Genomic DNA, 24,823 nt, shown 5'->3' with positions numbered 1-24,823 from the left:
GGGAGGTAAAAATCATGGTATCACTCAAAGACATTGCGGCTGCGTGCGGCGTTTCTGTTGCTACTGTCAGCAAAGCCTTGAATGGACATAAAGAAATCAGCGGCCCGACAACCGGCAGAATCCTTGCCGCGGCGGCAAAGCTCGGCTATATGCCAAACAGCGCGGCGCGGGCACTGAAAACAAACCGTACTTATAATCTGGGGGTTCTTTTCGTAGACGAAACCCACCGTGGCCTGACGCATGAGTACTTTTCTCTGGTATTGGAAAGCTTTAAGGTTGAAGCGGAAGCAAACGGCTACGACATCACCTTTATTAACCACAACATCGGCAACCGTACTGCTACGTATCTGGAGCACTGCCGCTACCGCGGCGTGGACGGCGTGGTCATCGCCTGCGTCGATTTCTTTGACCCGCAGGTGGTAGAACTGGTGCAGAGCGACATTCCGGTGGTCACCATCGACTACACCTTTGACAACCACGTTTCCGTTCTGTCTGATAACATCTGCGGTATGCGGGACTTAGTCACCTATGTCGCCTCCATGGGGCACCGCCGCATCGCGTTTATCCATGGCGAAAAGACCAGCGTCACCACCAACCGCCTGACCAGTTTTTACCGTACGGCACTGGAACTGGGCTTGAAAATCCCAGACGAATACGTCTGTGAGGCATCCTACCACAATCCGCAAAAAACCGCCGCGTGCACGCGTGCCCTGCTGGCGCTGCCGCAGCCGCCCACCTGCATCCTGTTTCCCGACGACTTTTCCTATATTGGCGGCATGAACGTGCTGCAGGAAGCCGGGCTGCGGGTTCCGCAGGACATCTCCGTTGCCGGATACGACGGCATTTATCTTTCCCAGGTGCTCAGCCCCCGGCTGACCACCCTGCAGCAAGACACCGCCGCGCTGGGCAGAATGGCTGCCCAGCAGTTAATCGACCTGATTGAACGCCCAAAAACCACGCTGCCCGGCAGCACCGTAGTGCCCGGCAGGCTGCTGAAAGGCGCCACAGTTCAGCGTATCGGCAAATCATTTATTTGCTGTACAAATATTGATTTTTAAACCTGTAAAAATCAAAGGAGGAACTTGTAATGAAAGGTATGAAACGATCCGCAAGGTGGACTGCCGCCGCTTTGGCTGCAGCAATCACCGTTTCCATGGCAGGGTGCGGCGGCGGCGCCAGTTCGCAGTCTGCCAGCTCCAAAAACACCGGCTCTGCCGCCCAAAGCACCACGGCCAAAGCCGCCGAAGGTAAGGTGCTGAACATCTGGTGCTGGAACGATGAATTTCAGGGGCAGTTCAACAAATTCTATCCCAATGTCAAAGAGATTGCCAAAGACAAATCCACCACCACCCTGAAAGACGGCACCGTGGTCAAATGGACGATTAACCCGAATGACAACAACAACTACCAGAACAAGCTGGACCAGGCGCTGCTTGCACAGGACGCCGCATCTGCCGACGACAAAATTGATATGTTTCTGGTTGAAGCCGACTATGCCCTGAAATACGTGGACAGCGACTACACGCTGGATGTGAAAAAAGACGTTGGTCTGACCGACGAAGACCTTTCCAACCAGTACCAGTACACCAAAGACATTGTTTCCAAGGACGGTGTGCAGAAGGGTACCTCCTGGCAGGCAACACCGGGGCTTTTCGCATACCGCCGTTCCATTGCCAAAGCGGTGCTGGGCACCGACGACCCCGACAAAGTACAGGAGCAGCTCTCCGACTGGGATAAGTTTAACAGCATCGCTGCCAAAGCCCACGACAAAGGCTATAAAATGCTTTCCGGCTACGATGACAGCTACCGCGTGTTCTCCAATAATGTGTCTGCCCCGTGGGTAACCGGCACCACCGTGACCGTGGACTCGAACCTGATGAACTGGATTAAGCAGACCAAGAATTACACCGACAAAGGTTACAACAACAAAACCTCCCTGTGGGATGACCAGTGGCAGGCTGACCAAGGCCCCAGCGGCAAGGTGTTCGGCTTCTTCTACTCGACTTGGGGCATCAACTTCACCCTGGTGGGCAATTCCCTGAAAACCCCCACCAAAGAGGGCGGCAAAGAAGAAGTCGGTAACGGCATTTACGGAGACTACGCCGTGTGCAAAGGGCCGCAGAGCTACTACTGGGGCGGCACCTGGATGTGCGCGGCCAAAGGCAGCGACAATCTGGGAACCATCAAGGATATTATGAAATCCCTGACCTGTGACAAGGAAATCATGAAATCTATCACAGAAAAAACGCAAGACTACACCAACAATCAGGCCGCCATGCAGGAAATTGCAGACAGCGACTTTAAGTCCACATTCTTAGGCGGGCAGAACCACATCAAACTGTTTGCAGAGGTTGCGCCGAAAATCGACATGAGCAAAGCCGGCCCCTATGACCAGGGCATGAACGAAGGAATGCAGACTGCCTTCAAAGATTACTTCACCGGAAACGCCACTTTGGAAAAAGCAAAAGAAAACTTCAAGAAAATCGTGACGGAAAAATATCCGGAACTGACAGAAATCAAGTGGCCTTCTTAACCGTTTCACCAATTCATTAAGACGTAATCATCTATTACATAGCAAAACGCACGGTCGCGGGTCTGGGTGGATTTTCCCGGCCGGACCGTGCGTTTTATTTCCGGACGAGAGGGGTTTTTCAAATGCATACCGGAAATCCGCCAAAAGCGAAAAAGCGAAGTTCCTACGCAAAGTGGGGCTATTTCTTCATCGCGCCATTTTTCATTGCGTTTGCTGTCTTTCAGCTCATCCCGCTGGCTTCCACAATATACTACAGCTTCTTTCAGTACTTCCGGCAGGGGCTGCGCATTATCGGGCCAAACTTTGTGGGGCTTGCAAATTACGCCAGCCTGTTTCAAACAGACCTGCCCAAATATTTCGGCAATACCATGCTGATGTGGCTGGTAGGGTTCGTGCCGCAGATTGCGGTTTCGCTGCTGCTGGCCGCCTGGTTTACCAATCAGCGGCTGAGCCTGCGTGCGCAGGGCTTCTTCAAAACTGTAATCTATATGCCGAACCTGATTATGGCCGCAGCGTTTGCCATGCTGTTCTTCACGCTGTTTTCCGACAACGGGCCGGTCAACGCGACGCTGCTTTCCATGGGCGCTATTTCCCAACCGTTTCAGTTCCTCTCCACCGTGGTAGGCGCACGCGGGCTGGTTGCCTTTATGAACTTCCTCATGTGGTTCGGCAACACCACCATCGTGCTGATGGCAGCCATCATGGGGGTGGATCCGGGGCTTTACGAGGCCGCGGAAATCGACGGTGCCTCATCCCAACAGATGTTCTGGCGCATTACCATTCCGCTGATTCGTCCGATTTTGGTTTACACCTTTATCACTTCGCTCATCGGGGGTCTGCAGATGTTTGACGTTCCGCAGATTCTGACCAACGGCAAGGGCGAGCCGGATCGCTGCACCACCACCATGATCATGTACCTGAACAACCATATGTACAGCAAAAACTACGGGATGGCGGGCGCCATTTCCACAGTGCTGTTTGTTCTGTGCGCGGTACTGTGCCTGTTCATTTACTTCTCGCTGACACAGGATAACGCCTCCGCCCAGAGGGCACGGAAAGGGGGTGCACGCAAATGAGCAAACCTGCCAAAGCAATCCGCTTGAAAAGCAGCAAAGGCAAGCTGACCGCGGCGCGCATCGGCTGCTACCTATTTCTGGGGTTTCTATGCTTCCTGTGTCTTTTCTTCTTTTATATGCTGCTCATTAACGCCTCGCGCAACACGTTTCAGATTCAGCAGGGCTTTTCCTTCCTACCGGGCGAATCGTTTCTGACCAACCTGAAAAACACGCTGAATGACGCCAACATTCCGGTTATGAGCGGCATTGGCAACAGCCTGCTGGTTTCCGCGCTGAGCGCGGCGCTCGCTACCTATTTTTCGGCAATGACCGCATATGGCATTCACGCCTATGATTTTAAGTTCCGGCGTGCCGCCTTTACGCTGATTCTGCTGATCATGACCATGCCCACGCAGATTTCGGCTGTGGGCTTTGTGGATGAGATGCAGAAAATGGGATTAAAGGATTCTCTGGTGCCGCTGTTTCTGCCCGCGATTGCCTCCCCCATCGTTTTCTTCTTTATGAAGCAGTACATGGACGGCAACCTGCCCATGGAAATTGTCGAGGCTGCGCGTATTGACGGCAGCAGCGAGTTCCATACCTTCAACCGCATTGTCCTGCCAATTGTCAAGCCAGCCGTGGCAGTGCAGGCAATTTTCACCTTTGTCAGTGCATGGAACAACTACTTTATTCCCGCCCTGCTGCTGGACAGCGCCAAGAAGAAGACGCTTCCGATTCTGATTGCGCAGCTGCGCAGTGCGGACTTCTTAAAATTTGACATGGGAAAAGTTTATATGCTTATCACCATCGCCATCATTCCGGTCATCATCGTTTACCTGCTGCTTTCCAAATTCATCGTGCGCGGTGTCGCACTGGGCGGCGTAAAGGGCTGACCTTTCAATAAACAGAAACAACAAAAAGGCTTTGACAGAGGAAAACCACTTCTGCCAAAGTCCTTTTTGTAAGCTTATCAATACCGCGATAGGCTGCCTGCCAAGTGGTGCAGTGAACAAAGCCCACTGCACCTGCATCCTGCGGGTCTGCCTTTCGAAACACTTTCTCCTTTCCCTATATGCCAAAAACGAATAAAAAAATGCTTTGCGTTCATACGCAAAGCACTGCTGTTGCTTATTTGGAAGATGCAGAGGAAGACGTGCCTGCCGTTGATGAGGCATCTGCGTAAGGCGACGTTGCAGAACCGGTCTGAGAGGATGCAGCAGACGCTGTTGACGCTGTTTTTTTCTGCACACGGGAAGCCGTTTTCTGCGCCGCCTGAGAGGCCACATCCAAAGACGGACTCTTATAAATCGTGATTTCCACCCGGCGGTTTTTGGCGCGGTTGGACTCCGTGTCATTCGGCGCCACCGGTACGTAATGCGCATAGCCCTGAATGGAAAGCTTCTTTCCGGAAAGACCGTAGTCCAGCATCCGGTTCAGCACCGTGACCGCACGCTCTGTGGAAAGCTGCCACGAGATCTCATCACTCTTTGACCCATTTTCCACAACATCCGCTGTGTGGCCGCTGATGGTAATATGATCCACCTGGCCATATACTTTGGCGATTGCCTGCTCGATTTCCTTGACAATCGGCTCGCTCGCCGGCAACATGGTAGCTGTATCCGGCTGGAACATAACCATATCCACTACCCGAATCTGCACGTATTCACTGGACTTGGTGATTTGAACCTGATTTTGCAGATGGTTCGACGTTACAAAAGCGTTTAAAATGGAGTAAATCTCCCCCAGGGCGTCGTTCTGCAAACTTGGAACCTGCTGTGTTTTGGAGGAGGATGCTTTGGACGACTGGCTTGCCGCAATAATCGCATTGCCAATACCGTTGCCGGCGCCGCCGCCGGATGTGGATTCCGTTGTTTTAAACGCGGAATGCATCGCCTGTGAAACCTGCTGATACTTCTTTGCATTTATGGTACTCATGGAGTACAGAACAATAAACAGAGCCAGCAGCAGCGTAATCATATCAGAGTAGGTCAGCATCCAGCGCCCGCTGTTGTCTCCCTTGGCCTCCTCGGCCGGTTTCTTTTTCATTTATCCGTTCACCCCGATCAGTTATCGATACCGGCTTTGTACTTATCCTCGCAGTTCGGAAAAGCGTGATAGTAAAGCGACAGTTTGTTTTGAATGTTGCGCGTACTCTCGCCGCTGACCATCATGCAGATACCGTCCACCATCATCTCACGGAAGATGACCTGCCGCTTCATAAAGCTGCGCAGGTGGTTTGCAAACGGCAGGTAAAGCAGGTTTGCAAACACAATGCCGTACAAAGTTGCGATAAATGCAACTGCAATGGAAGCTGTCAGCTTTGAAGCGTCTGAAATATTGGAAAGCACCTGCACCAGCCCCATAACCGTACCGATAATGCCCAGTGTCGGCGAAAAGCCGCCGGCACCCTCCAGCACGCTGATGTCCTGCTGCATTGCCGCCGAGTAGGATTCAATATCCGCGCTCAAGGTATCCTGCAGCACTTCCACACTTTTGGCATCGGTTGCAAGCACCATGGCTTCTTTGAGCATCAGGTAATTCTCGGTTTCCAGCTCCGGGTCACTCAGCATAGACTGCAGAACCAGCAGACCGTCTGAGCGGCATTTGTTGGTCATCTCGCTGATTTTTTCAATCAAATGCTCCGGGTTCGGCTCATTTTTCTTGTTGTAGCTGAAAAAGACACGCTTAAAAGCCTTTAAGGTGCCGCTGATACCAAAAGAAATGATGGTTGCACCCATGGTGCCGCCCACCACAATTAAAAACGAGCTGCCCACAACCAAAGAAGTTGCCTTGCCGCCATCAAGCAAAAATCCGCCAATCGCAGAGCCAAACGCTACCACCAAACCGATAATCAGTGAAATGTCCATGAAAAACTCCCTTTCCGTTCTGCCGGCAAATGGTGCTGCACCGCACGGCAATGCTATCGAATCCTTTCGATACTTTCTGCATTCGATGAATAGAAAATCGCAGGTAGGAACAAGCAAATGCATATATTCTTTCTTTTATATATTAGATAGTATCATAAAAAAAGATACTGTCAATCGAATTTGGAATAATTAGGAATATTTCATGATATAATCTTGTACAAACTTAGGAATTAAAAATTGTGCATATTTAGAATTTTCTATTATTTATGAGCCATCATTCTTTAAAATTTCGCATATTTTGAGGAGGAATTTCAAGTTTCCGTGACAAAACAGAATTATACAAATTTCTAAGTTTTCTCTGATAAACAAAAGCAGTGGAAACAGAGCTTGGAAATGTGCTATACTGTACTTATACTTTACTCGGAAACGGAGGAATCACCCTGATGGCTGAAAATTTTGCTGCTGTCTTTTCTAAGCGTCTTTCTTTCTGGAAGCATCTTTCCGGCAGTGAAAAGGAACTACTGTGCGGCAGCACTTCCGTAAAAATCTATCCCAAAGGAGAGGTCATCCACAGCGGCGGCAGCGATTGCATCGGTGTTCTGCTGATTCAGTCCGGACAGCTGCGCACCTACATCCTTTCCGAAGATGGACGTGACATCACCCTGTTCCGGCAGTATGCGGACGATGTCTGCATTTTGTCCGCCTCCTGCGTGCTGCAGGCGATTACCTTCGATGTTTTTATTGAAGCCGAAGAAGATACAAAAGTCCTGCTCATCAGCTCCGCAGCCTTTCGCAGCCTGACGGAAAGCTGCATTTATGTAAAAAACTTTGCAAACGAACTGACCGCCGACCGCTTTTCTGAGGTCATGTGGGCCATGCAGCAGATTCTTTTCATGAGCTTTGACCGGCGTCTTGCCATTTTCCTCACAGATGAGCTTGCCAAAACCGGCGGAAGTGAAATTTTTTTGACACACGAACAAATCGCCAAATATATGGGCAGTGCCAGAGAAGTTGTTTCCCGAATGCTCAAGTATTTTTCAGAGGAAGGTCTGGTCAAGCTGTCCCGCGGCAGTGTCAAAGTTTTGGATAAAGCCCAGCTGCTGCGGCTGGCAAGCGGCACAAACCGCAAAAAAGCATCCGGCTGAGTTTTAGCCGACAAAAAGCCCTGCCGCACAAAAAAAGCGGCAGGGCTTTTGGGGTCTATCCGGTGCTTTACGGTGTAAATGCGAAATCTGTGTATGTGAGCTGCGGAACTCCATCTGCTGTAAAAGTAAGCGGCAGAACCACATAGCGGGAGCCGTTGTAGTCTTCCGCGTTCCAGCGATCTCCCACATAGTAACAGGTGTCGGCTGTCTGCAGCAGGAACGCCGGCTGAGAACGGAACGTTGTTGCATCGCCAATATCCGTCAAGGTGCTCCAGCGGCCGTCCATGCTGTCAGCAACTGCATAGCGGCACTGGTTCGGTGCCCATCCCGTGCAGAACGAGGTGAAAAGATAGTAGCGTCCGTTCCGTTTCATGACGGCAGGCGCTTCGCGGTACTCGCCCGGCCACAACCGATTGACCAGCGCATCCACGTTCAGGTAGTCGTCTGCCAAACGGTAAATGTGCAGGTCGGCGTTGTCCCGCGCGGTGGACAGAAAGTATGCAGTGCCGTCCGACTCCGCAAACAGCGTACAGTCGCGCGACATACAGCCAAAAGGCGCAAAGCTGCCAAGATATGTAAATGTACCGTCCGGCGTATCGCTCACGGCAATGCCGCAGGCGGCTTCCCGGTAATCCTTTCCGTTTTCCACGTGCATCCACATCACATACTGCCGCGTACGCGGATTGTAAAGCACCTTGGGACGCTCGATGTTCTTTTTCGTGCCATCATCGTTCCGCAGGCGGCACTCTGTACGGACGCGGTGCGCCGCTGTGGGAGAGTCCGCTGTGAGGACATCCCCACGAAACCGCCAGTTTTGCAAATCTTCTGAACTGTAAAGGCTGACATACCGGTTTCCTGTACGATTTTCACCGTACCAGTAGAAGGTACCCGCCGCTTTCAGCATACAGCCGCCGTGCGCGTGCAGCGGATTTCCGTCCGTGTCGTACCACGGCTGACCGTTGAGAAGTTTCTGTGCCATCGGTATTCCCTTCTTTGCGCTTTATGGTTTTACGCTGACCTTGATAATCGTATCCGGACGTTCGTCCTGCGCCACTGCTTCCGGCAGCTGCAGGCGCACGCCGTTTGCGTCCTGTGTAAACGGCACCTCTGTGCCGTCCAGCAAGCACGCGTGGCACACGGTTTTTTCCACTGGCGGCAGAACCTGCCCGGCAAACGCATGGCAGTCCAACACGTGCACATACACCGTATGGTCTTTCCAAGTGGTACCGTACACATGATCCACCGGCTGCCAAATGCCGCCGCGGGTGCCGTAGACTGCTTCTCCGTTTTCCTGCAGCCACGCGCCCAGCTGCGCCAGCACCTGCTGTTCCTCCTGTGGAATCTCTCCTTCGGCATCCGGCCCCACATTCAGCAGCAGGTTGCCATCCCGACAAATAACATTGGCCAGCATCCGAATCAGTTGCGGAAATGAGCAGTACGTATCGTTCGGCTGATACCCCCAGGCAGACGCCAGCGTCATGCACTTTTCCCACGGAATCGGCACAATGCCGCCAATTACCTCCTGCGGGCCCTCGTCGCACTCAAAATCGCCCTTGTAACCCGAACGCGGCGTGACCATGATTCCCGGCTGCAGGGCGCGTATCATTTTGTTCATACGAATTGGGTCCCAAAACCACGCAGCATCTGCATCCGTTCCCTGATGTGCCAACCAACCGCCGTCATACCACAGAATCCGCACATCCCCAAACTGCGTGCAAAGCTCGCACAGCTGCTGGTATGCCTGTTCCTTCATCTTCTGTGCGCTCTCCGGCTTTCCCTTGGGGTCAAAGTAACCCGGAAAGCGCCAGTCCATAGGGGAATAGTACAGTCCAGTGTACAGACCCGCCTGCGCGCAGGACTTCGTAAAAGCTTTGACGTAGTCTGCCTTGGGTCCGCAGGCAGCGGACGTAAACTGCTTCCAGCTTGCCTTGCTGTCCCACAAAGCGAAACCGTCGTGGTGGCGTGTGACCATGACCGCGTACCGCATTCCGGCATTTTTTGCGGTCTGTGTCCAGCCGCTGGTAATTTCTTCTGCGGAGCGTGCCGGATGAAAGTCCTGCTCCGCAATTTTGCGGTAATCTTTTTCCGTATAGCCCTCTTTGAAGTACGCCCACTCACCCTTGCCGATTACGGAAAAAACACCCCAGTGGACAAACAGGCCGATTTTTGCATCCCGCCACCAGCGGATCTGTTCTTCCGTTAAGTGCAGGGACGGATCGTCAACGCCAATAATGCCGTTAAAAAGCATATTGCTTTTCAGCTGACCCTTCAGCATAGATGCCAGCTCCGCCCCCGTCATTTTGTACTCTGCCATGTTCCTGTAACCCCCGTTTTTTCTGTACTTTCTGTGGTTTTTCACCTGCCGCAGAAACGCCGTTTGGAGCATTTTCAGCGCCGCTCCGGTCAAGATTTTTCTCTAGTATACACCTCATTATACAGATTTGCCAGCTTATCCGCACCTTTTGTTTTGCACTGTGAAACAAAGGCGTCCCACTGGCTCAGCGGGGTTTTTCCCATGATGAATTCGTCGGTCATCTGCGACACATAATCGGACAGCGCCGTGGAGTACAGGGATTCGGTGTCTTTGTCGTCCGTGGTCAAAGAAAGCTTGGGCTGACGCTTTGCAAAGTTGTTGTTTTTCAGTTCAGAATCCACTAGGCTGCGTGCACTTTTTGAAAGCGTTGCCTCCAGAAAGTCCTTCGGATAGATGAAACTCAGGGAGTTGTTTTCGACACCGTATTTTTTGCTCAATTCGTTTCCGTCCCCGGAATAAACACCTTTGAGAAACTGATTTTTTCCGTCTTTGGTTTCATAAGTAGTCCCCTTGACACCCCAGGAGAACAGGTTGCCGCCACCCTCCGGTTTGTACATCCAGTCAATCCATTTCAGAAGCACATCAAAGTACGGCTTATCCTTTACACTTGCAGGAGAAACCATCCAAGAAGAGCACTGGGATGGTGCAATCAATGCGGCGGTACCATCCGGCCCCGCAAAAGGCGCAACCGGCACCCAGTTCATGTTGGAGTCCGTTTTTTTGCCAACGGCGTTCCAAGTGGATTCGCTGCCAAACCATGCAGGCGCAATAAAGCCTTTGTTGGTTTCGCAGTTCTGCTCCGTAACACTGGAATCCATCGTCGAAAACTCTTTGTCCAGAATGCCTTCGTCATATAGTTTGTGCAGGAACGTCACGAAGGATTTGTAGTTGTTCGTTGCCGGTGCAAACACCCATTTTTTTGACGAATCGTCATACATAAAATTGGAGGGACCGGCACCCCAGCCCGCCTGCGTGCCAAAGCTTGGGGCAACCATGTTGTAGAAGTTTCCGGTACCGAATTCATTTTGAATGGGGTACGCATCCGGATACTTCTGTTTGATTTTCAGGCAGTCCTGATACAATTCCTCCCAAGTTTTCGGTAAAGACAATCCCAGACTGTCAAATACATCTTTTCGGACGAACCACTGTTCGCTTGAATACTTGATGGCATTCACATCCTGCGGCATTTCGTAGAGTTTTCCGTCCGACAGCCGGTTTCCGTCCAGTTCCTCCTGAATGTTGTTCTGCTTCATAAAGGCTTGAAAATTCGGCATCTTGTCAAAGTAATCGCTGTACGCCAGCAGCTTGCCGTTCAGCGCAAGTTGCTGCGCTGTGCCGCTGCCTGTATTGGTTTTCACAATAATGTCCGGCATCGTACCGGAATTCATCATCAACTGTGCCTTGGTTGTGAAGTCACTGTCCGGCACCACCTGAATGTCCAGATGGACGTTGGTTTCCTCCTCCATCTTTTTCAGGGTTGGCCAGTCCGGATTGTAAGGGTATGCAGCGTTATCCGCATACAGCATGGAAATCGTTACTTTCTGGTCAGAAAGTTTTCCGTTTGTCGGCGATGCGGAGGATTTCTGCGTACCGGAAGAACTGGCCGTTCCGGTTCCGCAGCCAATCAGCGTTCCGGAAATCATCGCAGCGGACAGCATGCAACAAAGGACGGTTTTCATACAACTTTTTTTCTTCATGTTCAAGCTCCTTCTTTCAACTGATAAGATAATGATTCGCTGCCTTACAAAAACTACGGCTTCGCGAATGACTCACTCTTTGATAGAACCAATCATAACGCCTTTGACAAAGTATTTCTGCACAAAGGGATAGACACAAAGAATCGGAATGGTCACGAGCATAATGGTGGCAGCCTGCAGGGTCTGCGGCATCGTCTGCATACTGGAAGAGGAGGTAATCTGCTGCCCTGATTTTACGGACAGCGTAGCCCCCATCACCACATTGCGCAAAAACAGTGTCACCGGATATTTGGATGTGTTGTTAAGATAAATCATCGGATTGAACCAGTCGTTCCAGTATCCCACCGCATTAAAAAGCGCAATGGTAGCAATTACCGGCTTGGAAAGCGGCAAAATGATTTTTGTGAAAATCCCCAGATAACCCAGACCGTCAATCTGCGCGGCTTCCTCCAGGCTGTCCGGAATGCCCATAAAGAAGGTGCGCATGACCAGCATATTGTAGGTGCTGATTGCACCGGGCAGGATAATCGCCCACATCGTGTTTATCATGTGCAAACCAGTTATCAGCAAGTAATACGGAACCAGTCCCCCGCCAAAATACATGGTAAAAACCATGAACATCAAAATGCCCTTTTTCCCCGGCAATTTTTTCTTGGAAAGTGGGTAAGCACAAATGGCCGTGAGCAGGACTCCTATCACCGTACCGAAAACGGTGTACAGAATCGTGTTTTTATACCCGCTCCAGAACTGCTGCTGCTGCAAAATCGCCGCATATGAATTCACTGTAAAGTCAACCGGCCAAAAGGTAACCTCTCCCTTCACAATGGCCTCCGTGCTGCTGAAAGAGGTTGCAAACATATACAAAAACGGAAAAAGCGTTACCGTCACCACAAACAGCATAATGACCGCGTTAATTCCCAAAAACACCCGTCGGCCAATCGACCGCTGCTTTCTTTTCTGCACCATTTTCTCTCACCTCACCACAAACTGGAGTCTGTAAATTTTTTGGACATCGCATTAACGCCCCAAATCAGGATGAGGCTGATGACCGCCTGAAACAGCCCGACTGCCGTACTGTAGCTGTAATTGTTGTCCACAATGCCAATCCGGTAAACGTACGTCTGAATAACATCCGCAACCTGATAGGTGCTCGGAGAATACATGAGCAGCACCTTTTCAAAGCCGACGGACAAAATGGAGCCCACGCTCAAAATCAACGTCAAAACGATGGTCGGCATAATCCCCGGAATGGTCACGTGAAAGGTTTTCTGCAGATAACCGGCACCGTCAATTTCGGCAGCTTCGTAAAGCTGTGGATCTACATTAGTCAGCGCCGCGATGTACAAAATCGAATTCCAGCCGACGTACTGCCACAGATCTGACAGAATGTACAGTGGACGAAACCATTCGTTACTGTTCATAAAGTAAATTGACGCAATGCCGAACTTCGCTAACATTTGATTTATAAGCCCGTTGGTTGGCGAAAGCAGCACGGACATCATGCCCACAACCACCACAGTCGAAAAAAACTTTGGCAGGTAAGATACCGTCTGCACAAACTTTTTGCACCAGCTGTTTTGCACTTCGTTGAGCAGCAGGGAAAAAAGGATGGGAATCGGAAAACCAATGAGAAAATTGAGAACACTCAGCACCAGTGTATTTTTGAAAACATTCCAAAAATACGGGTCTGTGATGAACAGCTCAAAATACTTTAGCCCCACCCACTTGGAGCCGAAAATAGAACCGCCGGCGTCATATTTCCGGAATGCAAGAATATTGCCGGCCATAGGTACGTATTTAAAAATGATGAAGTACAGAATGGGAACCGCGAGCATCAGGTAAAGCTGATGATATTTTCGGAACAGAAACACCCCTTTTCGTTTGTGATGCGCCGATGTGCTGTGGATTGCGCGTGTCATGAGATTGTCATCCTCCTCGAATTTGGATTTGAAGCTAAGTCGTATTATAAAACACACGCACAGATTTCTCTAGGCAAACTAAATAATTTCAGTATAAATTTCTCCGTTTTTTAAGGTATTTTTAAGAATTTCTTTTTTCTACAGTTATAAAATTCTATACAGCATTCCCGCTCCGACAAAAATCGCTTTCGTGTAGCAAAAACCGAACGCTGCGGAAATGATGTAGAATTTTATAGCTTTGCGATTTTTTGTGTATTTACAAGCGCTGCAATTTTCGCTAAGCTAGTAACAGATCAAATAGAGAACAGAAAGCAGGGATTTCTTGTTGAAAATATCCAAATTGCAGGCGTGCAAACGTTTTTTGAAAAGCTACTGTTCAAAAATTCTGTTGTTTGTCTTGGTCCCGGCAATTTCCGTGCTCATTTACGCCGCCCTGCAAAACCAGCTTTTTCTGCTGTTTTTTGAGAAGGAAATATCCAACCACTATGAAACAATCATTCAAAATATCTCCGGAACGGTAGATGACAATATGAAAGAAATTTTAGAGTCTACCATTCTATTCAATTCCTCCGATGATTTCAATGAAGTCTACTACAGTTCCCAGCCCTACCAAAAAGAAAATCAATCTCAAATCGGCAACGTCATCAATCTGTTCGGCAGATATCAGGCATCTCAGAGCTATGTGGACAGCGTTTTTATTCTGCAGAAATCCTACCGCATGATCATCAACTCCAGCGGTACTTTTCCCTATGACGACTTTTTCAACAAAATGTATGCCTATCAAAACTATCCGCAAGACTTCTGGATGCATTACAAAAACCAGTTTGACTACAATATTCTTTCCAATACAGTTGTACACAGAGGAAGCGATGCCGCCTTTGAAATCATCCCAATTATTGACAACAGCTTAGAAAAAAGCCACTCTCACAATCTGCTAGTCATCAACCTAAAAGTCAGCGAAATTGAAAAACTGCTGAGTCACAGCAAGCCAACCACCCACAGCAGTTTGTTCATTTTAAATGCACAAAAGCAAACAATCGCCAAAACCGATGATTCGGCCTCCGCTCAAGAAATGCAAAAGCTGCTGGCCTCTCTGTCCGGAAAAAGCACCGTGGAAACACGCACATTTTCCGGAAAAAATTATCTGCTGATTGCTGTAAACAACCCCCATAGCACTTCGACTGCTTTTACTTATATCGCAATGATTCCGGTGGCAGATATTCATCAAAATTCCGCACGAGTTCGAATGATCTCCATTCTAGGCATCCTTATTTGTATGGTAATCAGCGTATGCTTTTCTGTGTTCGGTGTACGGAAGCTGTACCATCCTATCAAGCAGCTAACCGTTTTATTTAAGGTGAAACAGCAAAAACCGGAGGGGTGGCGTGCCGGCCCTCCGGTTGATGAAATTCAGTTTCTCGGTAATCATATTTTAGATATTTTGGAAGACAACGAAGAACTGTCAAAATCCATGGTACTGGCCGTTCCGTACATCAATGAACATCTCCTGTTTCACTTGCTCAATCATAATCTTTCGGTAAAAGAGGGAAGCACAGAATTTCCATTTTTGCCACAGATCAACGCCTTGTTTCCCAATCCATTTTTTGAAGTTGCGGTCATTCGTTATTCTTTCAAAGATGATTTCTACCAGCATTATACAGATGAGCAGCGCGTCAAAATTGACCGGCAATTGTGCAATATCATTAAGAAAAACCTTCCTTTACCCTATCCCTACTTTACTGTTAAGCTGAAGCAAACCGTTTTTGCCGCCGTAATTAATGTGCTGACTCCGGGTTGTGAGGAAGAAATGGCGCACTGCCTCTCTCAGTTTGCAGCGTTGTTTCAAAAAGATGAAGCGTTCATCAGCATTCGCATTGCTCTTGGCCGCACCTATGCTGATATCATAAATATCAGCCAATCCTATAACGAGGCTTTGCGGGCTTTTCCGTTCCTTTCGGAATTCAACCCGGAAAAAGTCGCTCTTTTCAGACCGGAAGGCCACAAAGCTTCCTATCAGTACTCTTCAGAAGAGGAAAACCGACTGTACAATTATTTATTCTCCAATCAGTTTGACAAAGTTACTTCTCTGGTTGAAACCATCGTCACTCGCAATCTGCAGAACCACGTTTCTGAAAATGCTTTAAAGCAGATTTATATTCAGATTTACAACACCATCAGCCGCGTACTCGCCGAAAAGAACCTGGACATTCAAACCGTCATGCGAAAAAAGTATGTGGACCTTTTGCAGGAATTTCCGCAGCTGCGTGCCGATGAAATCAGTGACTACCTAAACGCAGTGATGCAGCGCTTGAAATCTCGTGCAGACTCTTGTGAAAACAAACTGGATATTTCACAAATCAAAGCATACATCGACCACAACTACACAAAGGATCTGTACTTAGACAGCCTTGCCGAAAAATTTATGACAAATCCGAAGTATATTTCTAAATGGCTAAAAAAAGCACTCGGCATTCCGTTTAAGCAGTATGTAACCAACCTGCGGATTCAAAAAGCAAAAGAACTGCTCACCGAAACGTCCAAAACAATTGATCAAATTGCAGAGGAAGTCGGATTCAACAACAGAAATCCCTTTGTTCGCGCTTTCAAACTCAGCGAAGGAATTACGCCCACGGAGTACCGCAAAGAGCGGCACAGCCGCACCAACCAGAGAATCTGAACTTCGCGTATTTGCCATCATATCACGAAAGCCCAACCAATCTCTGCAACTGGGTGACCACTCAAAAAAGGCACGTCCAAATTCGGACGTGCCTTTTTTGAATTACGCTTCCGCAGCACTGGTCAGCACACCGGCATCCATTTCGTGCACCGTGTCGCACAGCACCGCGATATCCTCTGCGCTGTGACTGGCAATCAGGATGGTTTTGCCCTCTTCCTTTAAACTCAGCAGCAGGGCGCGGATGTCCTCCACTCCGTGGTTGTCCAGACCGTTCATTGGCTCGTCCAAAATCAGGAGGTCCGGGTCCTCCATGATTGCCTGCGCAATGCCCAGCCGCTGGCGCATACCCAAGCTGTACTTGCTCACGTGCTTTTTGCTCGCCGGATCAAGCCCCACGCGCTCCATGACTTCTGTGATTCTGGCGGCGTCCGCCTTTTTTTGAATGTCCGCCAAGAACTTGAGATTTTTAAAGCCGGAGTACCCCGGCAAAAATCCCGGTGCCTCGATAATCACACCCAGATTTTGCGGAATGTCCACGTCCTTTCCCACACGTTTCCCAGCCACAGTGATGCTGCCTGCCGTTGGCTTCATAAAACCACAAATGCACTTCATCAGCACAGTTTTGCCGGAACCATTGCGGCCAATCAAGCCGTGAATTTTCCCTCTTTCAAGGCAAACGTTGATATCCTTTAAAACTTTAACCTCTTTAAACTGCTTCTCTACGTGCTCAACTTTTATCATCATTTCTTCCATTCTTTTCACCTCATATCTCTGGGAGCACTTCAATTTCCCGGTTTTTCATCTGCCAGACTGACAAAAGAATCAGCAAAACATCTAACACAAGCAGAACAATCAACGCGTACGGCAAAGTCGGCCGCACCTCAATGCCGTTTTTAAAATTACTTAAATTGCACCAAGACACCGGCGAAATGAAGTAAACAGCACTTCCCAGCGGTCCCTGTATTTCTTCAAACCAAGCGGCAAAAAAGTCTAAAAACACAAAGCAGGACGCTGCCGCCAGCCCAACCACTCTGCGAAAGCACAGATTCAGCGCCAAAATCAACAGACCCAAAAACACGCTGACCAACATCACCAGCAGAAGCGTCAAAAGTGTCGCCTGCACCGGCGTATAGGCATCCATAACCGTTCCACTCATCATGAAAGTTGCCTTATATCGTTCTCCAAATTCCTTTGTAAATGTTGTAGAATACATTTTGAGGATATGCCCCCATTTTGTTGAAAAACTCAAATTTGGAAGGCAAAAAATCAAGCTGGCTGCATAGATAATGAGCGGATACAGCATAGATGCAAAAACGACATAAAGGCACTGTCCAAGAACCCACCGGTGCCGGCCGCTGCGTATGACGCTGTAAGGTGACTGGATATCCAAAAACGGCGCATCACAGAACAGTAAAACCGGCAGCATCAGCAGCAATGTCAGATTGTCCTGATGGGTAAATATACCCGACAAAATCCACGGTGTCACCGCAATATCTTGATCTCGACAAAGCAGCCGCACACCGCTGAATATGTAGAAAATATAAACCAGCAGAACCGCAAAAACAGCCCCGACCCGCAGGTTGCTGTTCCACTTTCGCAGGCCGATCAAACCAATGCGCAGCGGTTGACTCTGTTTATCCATTTTCAAGCCTCCTTTTTACACCGTAAAAGAACAAGCAGCCGAACAACAGACAACTGGCCAGCGAAATCAGGACCGGGCGCAAAAGCCCCTGAAAAACGCTGAGGCTGCAGTACGAATCTTCGAACAAATTGCTCATAGTCAATGCTGCCGGAATGAATCCTCCAATCGTTGCACATTGATAAAGCATACGGACAATCAGTGGAACCACCAAAACCACAAATTTATTGGTCAAAACAGTGGAAACAGCAAGCGCCAAAACAGAAAAGACAGTTCCCTCTAACGCAAAGCGAACCAAATTCACCAGAACCCAGCCGCCAAAATTTCCGGTGTAAGCTAACGCATCCACAGAACCGGCAGGGGACTGCATTCCGTCAAATACATCTGGATTAAATAAGACCGGTGAAACAGCCAGCTGTGAAAGTACCAGGAGCAGTTTCCCGATAAACAATACCGTAAAGGAAGCAAGAAAGCACGAAGCCACCTTTGACGCGGCGTACTTTTTCGCGCCCGCACGGACAAACAGGTTTCGAATGTTGCGGTTGTCCCAGTCCTCACAAAACGAAACCCCGTAAGCAGCCGTACTGAAAACCAACATGATGTCTATAAAAATCGGCAGCTCGGCAAGCTTGATGCGATAGCAAAAATCTTCTCCGCCCAAAAAATAATAATGACTCAGACTCAGCAAAAAGAGCGCGGTTACACCCAGACACAGCAGCCACAGGCGAACGCCAAAGGCACGCCGCAGGTCCGTTTTAAAAAGATTCCAAAAGCGTTTCAAATTTTTTACACCCCCTACTTACAAAAGTTTTCCGGTTTCCGCATCCACATAAACTTTTGAACTGTATTTTCCCGATTCATCATAAATCGTTGCTTCCCAAATCGGTTTCAGGCTGAACTTCCATTGCGTTATGGAGGTCTCCCGCTCCGCATACTTCAGGGCAATCTCGTTCAGCGTCTGCTTTCCGGACAGCTGTGTATCCTTGAAGTTTTCCGTTATGGCCTGCATAGCTGTCTGCACGCTGCAAACTTTTGTGGTAGTTGGCTTGTCACTGCCTTTTTGCAGTGCTGTGATATATAAATCCACCAGCCCCTGTTTGCCATACAGAATTCGGATATTCGAACAAACGCATCCCGCTTCTGCATGAGAGACATGACGATTGACCACCGGCAGCCCACTTACACTCTGCTGAAAATAAATGGCGTAGCATTCGTCATTCTCTGTCCAAGTACCCTTCTTTTTCTCGTTCGTTGATTTTACACTCACTTTTTGTGGGTCTCTTTCTAACTTTTGCAGAGTTTCGTGGTCCAATGCAACAACCCGCACCGCGTCGCCGCAGTCCACTTTCAAATCTGTCACCAGTTGTTTTGCGGCACGCACCGCTTTCTGTTTGGGATAAGACGCAAGTTCTGTTTTCGTGTAACTGCGGGCGTCACTTTCTTCCGCACTGCCGTCATACAGTGGATCCTCATAGGCATACGATATACTCTCACCCAAAGGCGTCGTGACAGCCACGTTTCCTTGATTGTCAGCATTTATCTGTGCACCGTTTTTTAAGTTCAATTGTATACTCTGCATGTAGGTTCCGTCTACCATCGCAACCGAATCGGTAAATTCCTGCTTCTTAGACACAGTTTGCCCGGGCATCAGCAAATTCAGCAATTTGTCCTCTGCAAGCAAAAAATTTTGCGGAACCACGGGCTGCACCGGCATGGCATTAAAATCCACACCCTTCGGTTTTTGATAGGTCGCGTCTACCTGAAATCCGTTTTGAAACGTCTGCTGAAATTTCTGCACGGCATCTTCTCCTGCCGTACTCTGCAGTGTTTGCATACTGGCGGACGATTCCTCCACCTCTGTTGGCTTGCAGCCCAAAAGCATTCCTGCCAACAGCGAAGCGGCGCAGACCAGTGAAAGACATTTCTGACATTTCATTTTCCTCTCCTCCTTTTATCCATAAAGAAAGCAAAGAAAAAGCGGCGGAAATTTTTCGCCGCTTTTTCCGACTGCTTTTTGTTGCTTACGGGCACCAATGCCCGCTCATCCAATAGCCGTGTGGACTTTCTTCCTTTATTTCGCACTGAAGAGACGTACCGCCTGCTGGAGTATACTGATAATTCCACGCATGACGACCATACTCTCTTACATTGTGATATCCGGAGGGTGTCCCGGGATGATTCGCATACTCAGTATAAGCCCATGTTTTGCATACGCTTCCGTTCCAACTGCCCGATTCCGGTGTGAAATACCATTGGGAATCCCCATCATACGATTTTGTCTGTGGCGCAGTCGTATCAAACCGAGCGCCACTGCCTGCGGCAATTGTAAAGTAGAAAGGATAGCCTGCTGCAAACGCCGGGGCGGCGGTTGCGGTGACCATGAGTGCTGCTGCCGTAATAGCAACAACACGCCTGCGTAAATTTTTCAACATTTCTCGTTCCTCCTTTTTTGGTCGTCTGTTTACGAACACTTTTTTATGTAGAACTGTCTGCATTTTTTGGGCGCCTACAAAAAGCACTGGCAGCTTACAAGCTAGGTCTGGAAACATAAAAAGTTTCTAATAAAAATTTTATATTTTCCCTTTATTCATGTTTCTTTTATACGCTATTTTCCTAAAAAAGTCAATATAAAATCGATAAGTGATGGTGAATCGGCGATAAGTGATAGTGGTTTTGCCATTTTAATTATATAGATTGATTATTTTTACAAATTATTCAGTGGAATTTTTTGCTCCCTTTCTGCATAAAAAAGCCCCCAAACACAGAAAAATTTCTGCATTTGGGGACATTTTCGGTTCTTTGTTAAAAATTACGCTTCCGGCTCAAATTGGGATTTGTCTACGCCGCAAAGCGGGCACGCCCAGTCTTCCGGCAAATCTTCAAATGCCGTGCCGGGTGCAATGCCGTTGTCGGGATCGCCGACTTCCGGGTCGTAAACATAGCCGCAAACTTGACAGACATATTTTTTCATACCTGAATCCCATCCTTCCTAAAACCATAATCGCATTTTAGCATTAAAGTGACTCAATATCAAGTTATTTATCGAAAGTTCATATTTTATACACGAAATTCTAAGAAAGGCATCCATGATTCTGTGCATCTGCAAACAAAGTACAGCAGAGTTCCGCAAAGGTTTCATAGTCTGTGATCACATTCAGCACCTCGACCAGCGCATTGGCAGAAAGATGCTCCGGCAGATTCAGCGCCTTCTGCACAGCCCGGCGGTGTGCCGCGCTTTCGGGCGCACCGGAAAGGCCGAGCGCATACAAATCACCCTTTGTAATGCGGCGGCCCGCAGGAACAGCCCCGCCATCGCTGACCACGCCTGCTTTCTCCAAGCAGTCACGCAGCACCTGCAGGGAAATTCCCTCGACTCCCAGCTTGCCCTCCTTGCCGGGTGCGGACTTGCGCTTTTCCTTGCCAAACACATCCGGAATATACGCGTGCTTGATTTTTTCCGGCGGAATAGCCCCTTTCAGGAAATTGCGAATCAGAAAACCGGCAGAGTCACTGTCGGTTAAAATCAGCAGGCCGCGTTTGTCCGCCAAACGGCGCAGCAGCGCAAGCTGTTCTGCATCCCGAAAAATTCGGAAGCCGTGTGTTTCCAAAATCAGGCCGTCAATCAGCGCAGAAAGCTTAATCTTGTCGTACTTGCCCTCGACCACAATGGCTTCTTTGATGGTCAGTTTCTTCACGCGCGCTCCTCCTCTTTTGCAATCACCAGCAGGCGCGCCAGTGTGCGCTCCAAAATCAGGCGGCTGTCTGTGCGGGAACCTTTCAAATCCAAATCCGCCCGCAGCAGCACTTCCAGACTGGCGCGCAGCATTTGTGTGGAAAGGTCGTGCGTGTCGCGCTCCGCATTGGTCAGGCGGAACTCCCGGTTGCGGTACTCCGGAAAGTGCCGCGCCGGCTCCAATGCAGATTCACCGCTCTGCAGCGCCGTGCGCACCCGATATAAGTCCACATACGCACCGGACAGCACCGCCAAAATCCGCACCGGCTCTTCATTCTGATCCAAAAGCTGCCCTAAGACCTGATAAGCACGCTCATAGCGCCCAGCCAGCAGTGCCTTGCTCAGGTCATACACACGCGTTTCCAAATTGCGCGTTACCAGCCGGTCAACCGTATCTTCCCGAATTTCCCCTTCGCCGGTAAAGGCGCAGACCTTCTCCAACTCATTCAGCAGGGCAGTCAAATCATTGCCGACATAGCGGTACATCCGCGCGGCAAGCGTACGGGAAAGCACGCAGCCGCGCTTTTTTGCGGCTGCCACAAGCAGTTTTTCCAAGTCTGACTGGGTGCGGCGCGTACACTCGACACACACGCCCTTTTCTTGACAGAGTGCAAACAGATCTTTCCACTTTTTTTCTTTTTTCAGCGGCGGGTCACTCGCCGCAAAGGAAAGCACCAGCACCGTGGTTTCCGGCACATCTCCCAAAAGCTCCGCCAGCTTTTTCAGCTCCGACGGCGCCCGCCCGTCCAAAGAAAGGTCCGCCACAGCGACACACTTGCGCGGCGCCATAAACGGCAGCGCCTGCACCGCATCGTCCAAGGCGTCCGCAGACACTTCACCGGAAAAGCGCTGCAGGTTAAAGTCCAGAAACTCTTTGCCTGCCGCCCGGCGAATCAGCCGCTGCGCCCACACCGATACCATGTACTTTTCCTCGCCGTAAAGGAAGTACACGCCGGAAAGGGTGTCAGCCTCCATCTGTTTTTTCAGTTCGGCTTCTTTGAAGTGTGCCATCAGTCGTTCCTCCTTATGCGCACCGCGCCGCTTTGGGGCTGCAGAACCAAATCCTGCCCGCCGCCCAGCACACTCGGCAGGCCGCGCCGGCTTTCTGCGTAAGATTTTAAAGAATTCGGATACCGGCACAGAACCGTCAGAGCAGTCTGAAGCATCTCTTCCCGCTTGGGCAGATCGCCGCACACCAACACCTGCGCGTTCAGTAACCCCGCCGGCGCGTCTGCCAGGTCGGCATCCTCCCCACAGAACAGAACCGAAAGCCCCTCTGCCTGCAGATGGGCCGCACCGTTTGCAAAGGTCAGCAACACACTGCGCTGCCACAAAGACACCTGTGCCTGTGTGCCTGCAACCGTGCAGCTGCCCACATGGGAAAGCGCCTGCTCCAAGGCACCGTCCAACACTGTACCACCGGGCAGAATCACATGGTCTGCATGCCAATCCGTCAAAACAGCAGCCGCCTGTTGGCACTCGCGGTTCGATAAGCTCAGCACCACAGCGGTGTCCAATTTTGCAACCCCGCAGCGGCGCAGAATCCGTTCGGTCTGCCAGCTGTCCGCACCAAAGCCGATGACTACCCCGCGCCCGGCGTAGCTTACCACCGCACTGACACCCTCTCCGCTCGCAGCAACCGTAATTTTGAGGGCATTGGCACCCGTTTCATACACCAGCAGATTCAGCAGGAACAGCACGGCGGAAAGCGCTGCCGTCAGGCGCAGCGGCAGCCGCCGATGCCGGCGGCAGAGCAGGCAGCCCACCCCCAGAAGCAACAGCGTGCAGGCAAGCCAAAGCTGCACGAAGCGATAGCCGGTCGGCACACTTGCAAAAGGCAGGGACGCACACCACGCGGCGCTGTCAATGAGCCAGCGTGCCAATGCCGCTGTCACCTGCCACAGCAACGTGGAAACATTGTGCAGAACCGGAAACGGCCCTGTAAAAGCTGCACCGAACCCCGCGTAAATCATCCAGCCGGAGGGTGTCAGCACCAGCAAATTTGCCAGTGGAGAAACCAGTGACAGCTCATCAAACACCAGCAGTGACACCGGCAGGGTAAACAATGTTGCTGACAAAGAGGTTGCCGCTGTACCAAACAGCAGATGCAGCAGCCTGCGGCGCACGCCGCGCACACCCACACGCTGCCGAAACCAACGCTCCAAGGGGCCGGTACAGAGCAGCAGCCCCAGCGTCGCGGCAAAACTCAGCTGCAAACTCAAATCCGCTGCTGCATAAGGATTCGCAAGGCAGAGCAGCAGCATAGAAAGTCCCAGCAAATTCAAGCCATCCGCTTTCCGGTAAAAACAGTTTCCGCACAAAAGCACCAGATACATAATGCCGCTGCGCAGCACAGACGGCACAAAACAGGTGATGCCCATAAACAGCAGCACGCCCCCGCACGCCAGCAGATGCCGGACTCTGCGTGGCAAGGGCAGCAGTGCTAAAAGCAGCAGCAGCATCTGTGCCACCGTTGCCATGTGCAAACCGGAAACGGACAGCAGGTGAGAAATGCCGGCACTGCGAAACGCCTGATTGACCGCGTCCGGAATCGCCTGCCGCTCACCAACCAAAACACCACTCACCAGGGAATCTTCCGGTGACGGCAGGTGCAGCGAAAACTGTTCCAGCAGACTCTGACGGATGCGGTACGGAACCTCCTGCCAAAGCGACGGCTGCGCCGCCTCTGCCGTAAACGGACGAAAATCGTACAGATACCCCTCCAGTACCACTCCTTCTGCAAGCAGACGGTTCTTCTTGGAAAAGAATCCCGCAGCAGTCGGTGCAAAGAGGCGCACCGTTCCTGTGACACGGTCAAACTGCTCTGCAGAAAAGTCCTCTCCCGCCGTAAAACGGATTTTTTTGCCGCAGAGCGTGCTGTCTGTTTTTCCGCCGCAGGTTTCCACACGCAGCGTGTACTGTGCCTTTCCGGTGGAAAAATCCGGTTCTTCCGTCACCACGCCGGTCAGCGTAACGGTTTTTCCGACATTCTGCTGCGCCGCCTGCGTCAGTGGAAGACGCGCCAAGCCGCCCAACAGGCAGGCAGCTGCCGCGGTAAAAGCCGCCGCTGCCAGCACACGGCTTTTGCCGGCCGCCGAACAGCGCGGCAGCAAAAGCAGAAGCCCCAGCAGCAAGCAGGCGGCACCGAGCAGGAACCCTGCGGTACCGCCGAGAAATACAGAAACCGCCTGTGTCAGCAGATATGTAAAACCTACCAACGCAAGCGGTCTTTTCATTCCGTAAT

22 protein-coding genes are annotated in these 24,823 nt (G+C 50.3%); 6 read left to right on the top strand and 16 right to left on the bottom strand.

Features of this window, described 5'->3' with window-relative positions:
* Positions 1-14 precede the first annotated feature (14 nt).
* The 4 genes from PXC00_RS04325 (at position 15) to PXC00_RS04310 (ending at position 4,481) form a co-directional block, all read left to right on the top strand.
* Positions 15-1,058 (top strand): LacI family DNA-binding transcriptional regulator, encoded by a 1,044-nt coding sequence (locus tag PXC00_RS04325; RefSeq protein ID WP_275844335.1) that lies wholly within the window; start codon positions 15-17, stop codon positions 1,056-1,058.
* A 38-nt stretch (positions 1,059-1,096) separates the two neighbouring features.
* On the top strand, positions 1,097-2,533 hold the full coding sequence (locus PXC00_RS04320; RefSeq protein ID WP_275844470.1) for a carbohydrate ABC transporter substrate-binding protein: 1,437 nt from the start codon (positions 1,097-1,099) through the stop codon (positions 2,531-2,533).
* Between the two features lie 122 nt (positions 2,534-2,655).
* Complete coding sequence (locus PXC00_RS04315; protein ID WP_275844334.1) at positions 2,656-3,609, top strand: carbohydrate ABC transporter permease; 954 nt, start codon at positions 2,656-2,658, stop codon at positions 3,607-3,609.
* Entirely contained in the window at positions 3,606-4,481 is an 876-nt protein-coding gene (locus PXC00_RS04310) for a carbohydrate ABC transporter permease (protein WP_275844333.1), read from the top strand. The genes PXC00_RS04315 and PXC00_RS04310 overlap by 4 nt, the downstream gene beginning before the upstream one ends.
* Before the next feature lie 235 nt (positions 4,482-4,716).
* Here the strand turns inward: PXC00_RS04310 and PXC00_RS04305 are convergent, their stop codons facing one another.
* Together PXC00_RS04305 and PXC00_RS04300 are read right to left on the bottom strand one after the other, a co-directional pair.
* Positions 4,717-5,634 (bottom strand): OmpA/MotB family protein, encoded by a 918-nt coding sequence (locus tag PXC00_RS04305; protein WP_275844332.1) that lies wholly within the window; start codon positions 5,632-5,634, stop codon positions 4,717-4,719.
* A gap of 17 nt (positions 5,635-5,651) precedes the next feature.
* On the bottom strand, positions 5,652-6,455 hold the full coding sequence (locus PXC00_RS04300) for a motility protein A (protein ID WP_275844331.1): 804 nt from the start codon (positions 6,453-6,455) through the stop codon (positions 5,652-5,654).
* A 443-nt stretch (positions 6,456-6,898) separates the two neighbouring features.
* Here PXC00_RS04300 and PXC00_RS04295 point away from each other — a divergent pair, with 443 nt between their 5' ends.
* Positions 6,899-7,600 (top strand): Crp/Fnr family transcriptional regulator, encoded by a 702-nt coding sequence (locus PXC00_RS04295; RefSeq protein ID WP_316935107.1) that lies wholly within the window; start codon positions 6,899-6,901, stop codon positions 7,598-7,600.
* A 67-nt stretch (positions 7,601-7,667) separates the two neighbouring features.
* Here PXC00_RS04295 and PXC00_RS04290 read toward each other — a convergent pair whose 3' ends face one another.
* From PXC00_RS04290 to PXC00_RS04270, 5 genes are all read right to left on the bottom strand, one after another.
* Complete coding sequence (locus PXC00_RS04290) at positions 7,668-8,579, bottom strand: family 43 glycosylhydrolase (RefSeq protein ID WP_316935106.1); 912 nt, start codon at positions 8,577-8,579, stop codon at positions 7,668-7,670.
* Between the two features lie 21 nt (positions 8,580-8,600).
* Positions 8,601-9,914, bottom strand: a complete 1,314-nt coding sequence (locus tag PXC00_RS04285; RefSeq protein WP_275844328.1) for an alpha-L-fucosidase — start codon at positions 9,912-9,914, stop codon at positions 8,601-8,603.
* Between the two features lie 89 nt (positions 9,915-10,003).
* Complete coding sequence (locus tag PXC00_RS04280; protein ID WP_275844327.1) at positions 10,004-11,611, bottom strand: extracellular solute-binding protein; 1,608 nt, start codon at positions 11,609-11,611, stop codon at positions 10,004-10,006.
* A 72-nt stretch (positions 11,612-11,683) separates the two neighbouring features.
* Positions 11,684-12,577: a carbohydrate ABC transporter permease gene (locus PXC00_RS04275; RefSeq protein WP_316935105.1), complete on the bottom strand. Its 894-nt coding sequence runs from the start codon at positions 12,575-12,577 to the stop codon at positions 11,684-11,686.
* A gap of 11 nt (positions 12,578-12,588) precedes the next feature.
* A complete protein-coding gene (locus tag PXC00_RS04270) occupies positions 12,589-13,530 on the bottom strand; it encodes an ABC transporter permease (RefSeq protein ID WP_275844325.1) in 942 nt (313 codons plus the stop codon).
* Positions 13,531-13,855: 325 nt separating this feature from the next.
* Here PXC00_RS04270 and PXC00_RS04265 point away from each other — a divergent pair, with 325 nt between their 5' ends.
* Complete coding sequence (locus PXC00_RS04265; protein ID WP_316935104.1) at positions 13,856-16,207, top strand: helix-turn-helix domain-containing protein; 2,352 nt, start codon at positions 13,856-13,858, stop codon at positions 16,205-16,207.
* A gap of 102 nt (positions 16,208-16,309) precedes the next feature.
* Here PXC00_RS04265 and PXC00_RS04260 read toward each other — a convergent pair whose 3' ends face one another.
* From PXC00_RS04260 to PXC00_RS04220, 9 genes are all read right to left on the bottom strand, one after another.
* Positions 16,310-16,960, bottom strand: coding sequence for an ABC transporter ATP-binding protein (locus tag PXC00_RS04260; protein WP_275844323.1), 651 nt, complete (start codon positions 16,958-16,960; stop codon positions 16,310-16,312).
* A gap of 10 nt (positions 16,961-16,970) precedes the next feature.
* On the bottom strand, positions 16,971-17,849 hold the full coding sequence (locus PXC00_RS04255) for a hypothetical protein (RefSeq protein ID WP_275844322.1): 879 nt from the start codon (positions 17,847-17,849) through the stop codon (positions 16,971-16,973).
* Positions 17,842-18,627 (bottom strand): hypothetical protein, encoded by a 786-nt coding sequence (locus tag PXC00_RS04250; protein WP_275844321.1) that lies wholly within the window; start codon positions 18,625-18,627, stop codon positions 17,842-17,844. The genes PXC00_RS04255 and PXC00_RS04250 overlap by 8 nt, the downstream gene beginning before the upstream one ends.
* 18 nt (positions 18,628-18,645) lie before the next feature.
* Entirely contained in the window at positions 18,646-19,782 is a 1,137-nt protein-coding gene (locus PXC00_RS04245) for a hypothetical protein (protein ID WP_275844320.1), read from the bottom strand.
* Positions 19,783-19,867: 85 nt separating this feature from the next.
* Positions 19,868-20,278, bottom strand: a complete 411-nt coding sequence (locus PXC00_RS04240; protein ID WP_275844319.1) for a hypothetical protein — start codon at positions 20,276-20,278, stop codon at positions 19,868-19,870.
* Positions 20,279-20,655: 377 nt separating this feature from the next.
* Complete coding sequence (gene rd, locus PXC00_RS04235; RefSeq protein ID WP_275844318.1) at positions 20,656-20,817, bottom strand: rubredoxin; 162 nt, start codon at positions 20,815-20,817, stop codon at positions 20,656-20,658.
* A gap of 100 nt (positions 20,818-20,917) precedes the next feature.
* Positions 20,918-21,541, bottom strand: coding sequence for a toprim domain-containing protein (locus tag PXC00_RS04230; protein WP_275844317.1), 624 nt, complete (start codon positions 21,539-21,541; stop codon positions 20,918-20,920).
* Positions 21,538-22,590 (bottom strand): DNA polymerase III subunit delta, encoded by a 1,053-nt coding sequence (gene holA, locus PXC00_RS04225; protein ID WP_275844316.1) that lies wholly within the window; start codon positions 22,588-22,590, stop codon positions 21,538-21,540. Before holA ends, PXC00_RS04230 begins: the two co-directional genes overlap by 4 nt.
* Complete coding sequence (locus PXC00_RS04220) at positions 22,590-24,815, bottom strand: ComEC/Rec2 family competence protein (protein ID WP_275844315.1); 2,226 nt, start codon at positions 24,813-24,815, stop codon at positions 22,590-22,592. Before PXC00_RS04220 ends, holA begins: the two co-directional genes overlap by 1 nt.
* Positions 24,816-24,823: the final 8 nt, after the last annotated feature.

It is taken from the genome of Caproicibacterium argilliputei (assembly GCF_029211325.2).
Lineage (GTDB): Bacteria > Bacillota > Clostridia > Oscillospirales > Acutalibacteraceae > Caproicibacterium > Caproicibacterium argilliputei.
The sequence above is the reverse complement of the archived record's forward strand: the minus strand, read 5'-3'. Positions and strand labels throughout refer to the sequence as shown.

What these genes read in the sequence shown, in the direction of transcription:
- PXC00_RS04290 (WP_316935106.1), bottom strand. Translation starts at nt 8,579, where the DNA reads ATGGCACAGAAACTTCTCAACGGTCAGCCGTGGTACGACACGGACGGA.
- PXC00_RS04255 (WP_275844322.1), bottom strand. Translation starts at nt 17,849, where the DNA reads ATGGATAAACAGAGTCAACCGCTGCGCATTGGTTTGATCGGCCTGCGA.
- PXC00_RS04315 (WP_275844334.1), top strand. Translation starts at nt 2,656, where the DNA reads ATGCATACCGGAAATCCGCCAAAAGCGAAAAAGCGAAGTTCCTACGCA.
- PXC00_RS04310 (WP_275844333.1), top strand. Translation starts at nt 3,606, where the DNA reads ATGAGCAAACCTGCCAAAGCAATCCGCTTGAAAAGCAGCAAAGGCAAG.
- PXC00_RS04280 (WP_275844327.1), bottom strand. Translation starts at nt 11,611, where the DNA reads ATGAAGAAAAAAAGTTGTATGAAAACCGTCCTTTGTTGCATGCTGTCC.
- PXC00_RS04325 (WP_275844335.1), top strand. Translation starts at nt 15, where the DNA reads ATGGTATCACTCAAAGACATTGCGGCTGCGTGCGGCGTTTCTGTTGCT.
- PXC00_RS04220 (WP_275844315.1), bottom strand. Translation starts at nt 24,815, where the DNA reads ATGAAAAGACCGCTTGCGTTGGTAGGTTTTACATATCTGCTGACACAG.
- PXC00_RS04270 (WP_275844325.1), bottom strand. Translation starts at nt 13,530, where the DNA reads ATGACACGCGCAATCCACAGCACATCGGCGCATCACAAACGAAAAGGG.
- PXC00_RS04300 (WP_275844331.1), bottom strand. Translation starts at nt 6,455, where the DNA reads ATGGACATTTCACTGATTATCGGTTTGGTGGTAGCGTTTGGCTCTGCG.
- holA (WP_275844316.1), bottom strand. Translation starts at nt 22,590, where the DNA reads ATGGCACACTTCAAAGAAGCCGAACTGAAAAAACAGATGGAGGCTGAC.
- PXC00_RS04305 (WP_275844332.1), bottom strand. Translation starts at nt 5,634, where the DNA reads ATGAAAAAGAAACCGGCCGAGGAGGCCAAGGGAGACAACAGCGGGCGC.
- PXC00_RS04275 (WP_316935105.1), bottom strand. Translation starts at nt 12,577, where the DNA reads ATGGTGCAGAAAAGAAAGCAGCGGTCGATTGGCCGACGGGTGTTTTTG.
- PXC00_RS04285 (WP_275844328.1), bottom strand. Translation starts at nt 9,914, where the DNA reads ATGGCAGAGTACAAAATGACGGGGGCGGAGCTGGCATCTATGCTGAAG.
- PXC00_RS04245 (WP_275844320.1), bottom strand. Translation starts at nt 19,782, where the DNA reads ATGAAATGTCAGAAATGTCTTTCACTGGTCTGCGCCGCTTCGCTGTTG.
- PXC00_RS04295 (WP_316935107.1), top strand. Translation starts at nt 6,899, where the DNA reads ATGGCTGAAAATTTTGCTGCTGTCTTTTCTAAGCGTCTTTCTTTCTGG.
- rd (WP_275844318.1), bottom strand. Translation starts at nt 20,817, where the DNA reads ATGAAAAAATATGTCTGTCAAGTTTGCGGCTATGTTTACGACCCGGAA.
- PXC00_RS04260 (WP_275844323.1), bottom strand. Translation starts at nt 16,960, where the DNA reads ATGGAAGAAATGATGATAAAAGTTGAGCACGTAGAGAAGCAGTTTAAA.
- PXC00_RS04240 (WP_275844319.1), bottom strand. Translation starts at nt 20,278, where the DNA reads ATGTTGAAAAATTTACGCAGGCGTGTTGTTGCTATTACGGCAGCAGCA.
- PXC00_RS04320 (WP_275844470.1), top strand. Translation starts at nt 1,097, where the DNA reads ATGAAACGATCCGCAAGGTGGACTGCCGCCGCTTTGGCTGCAGCAATC.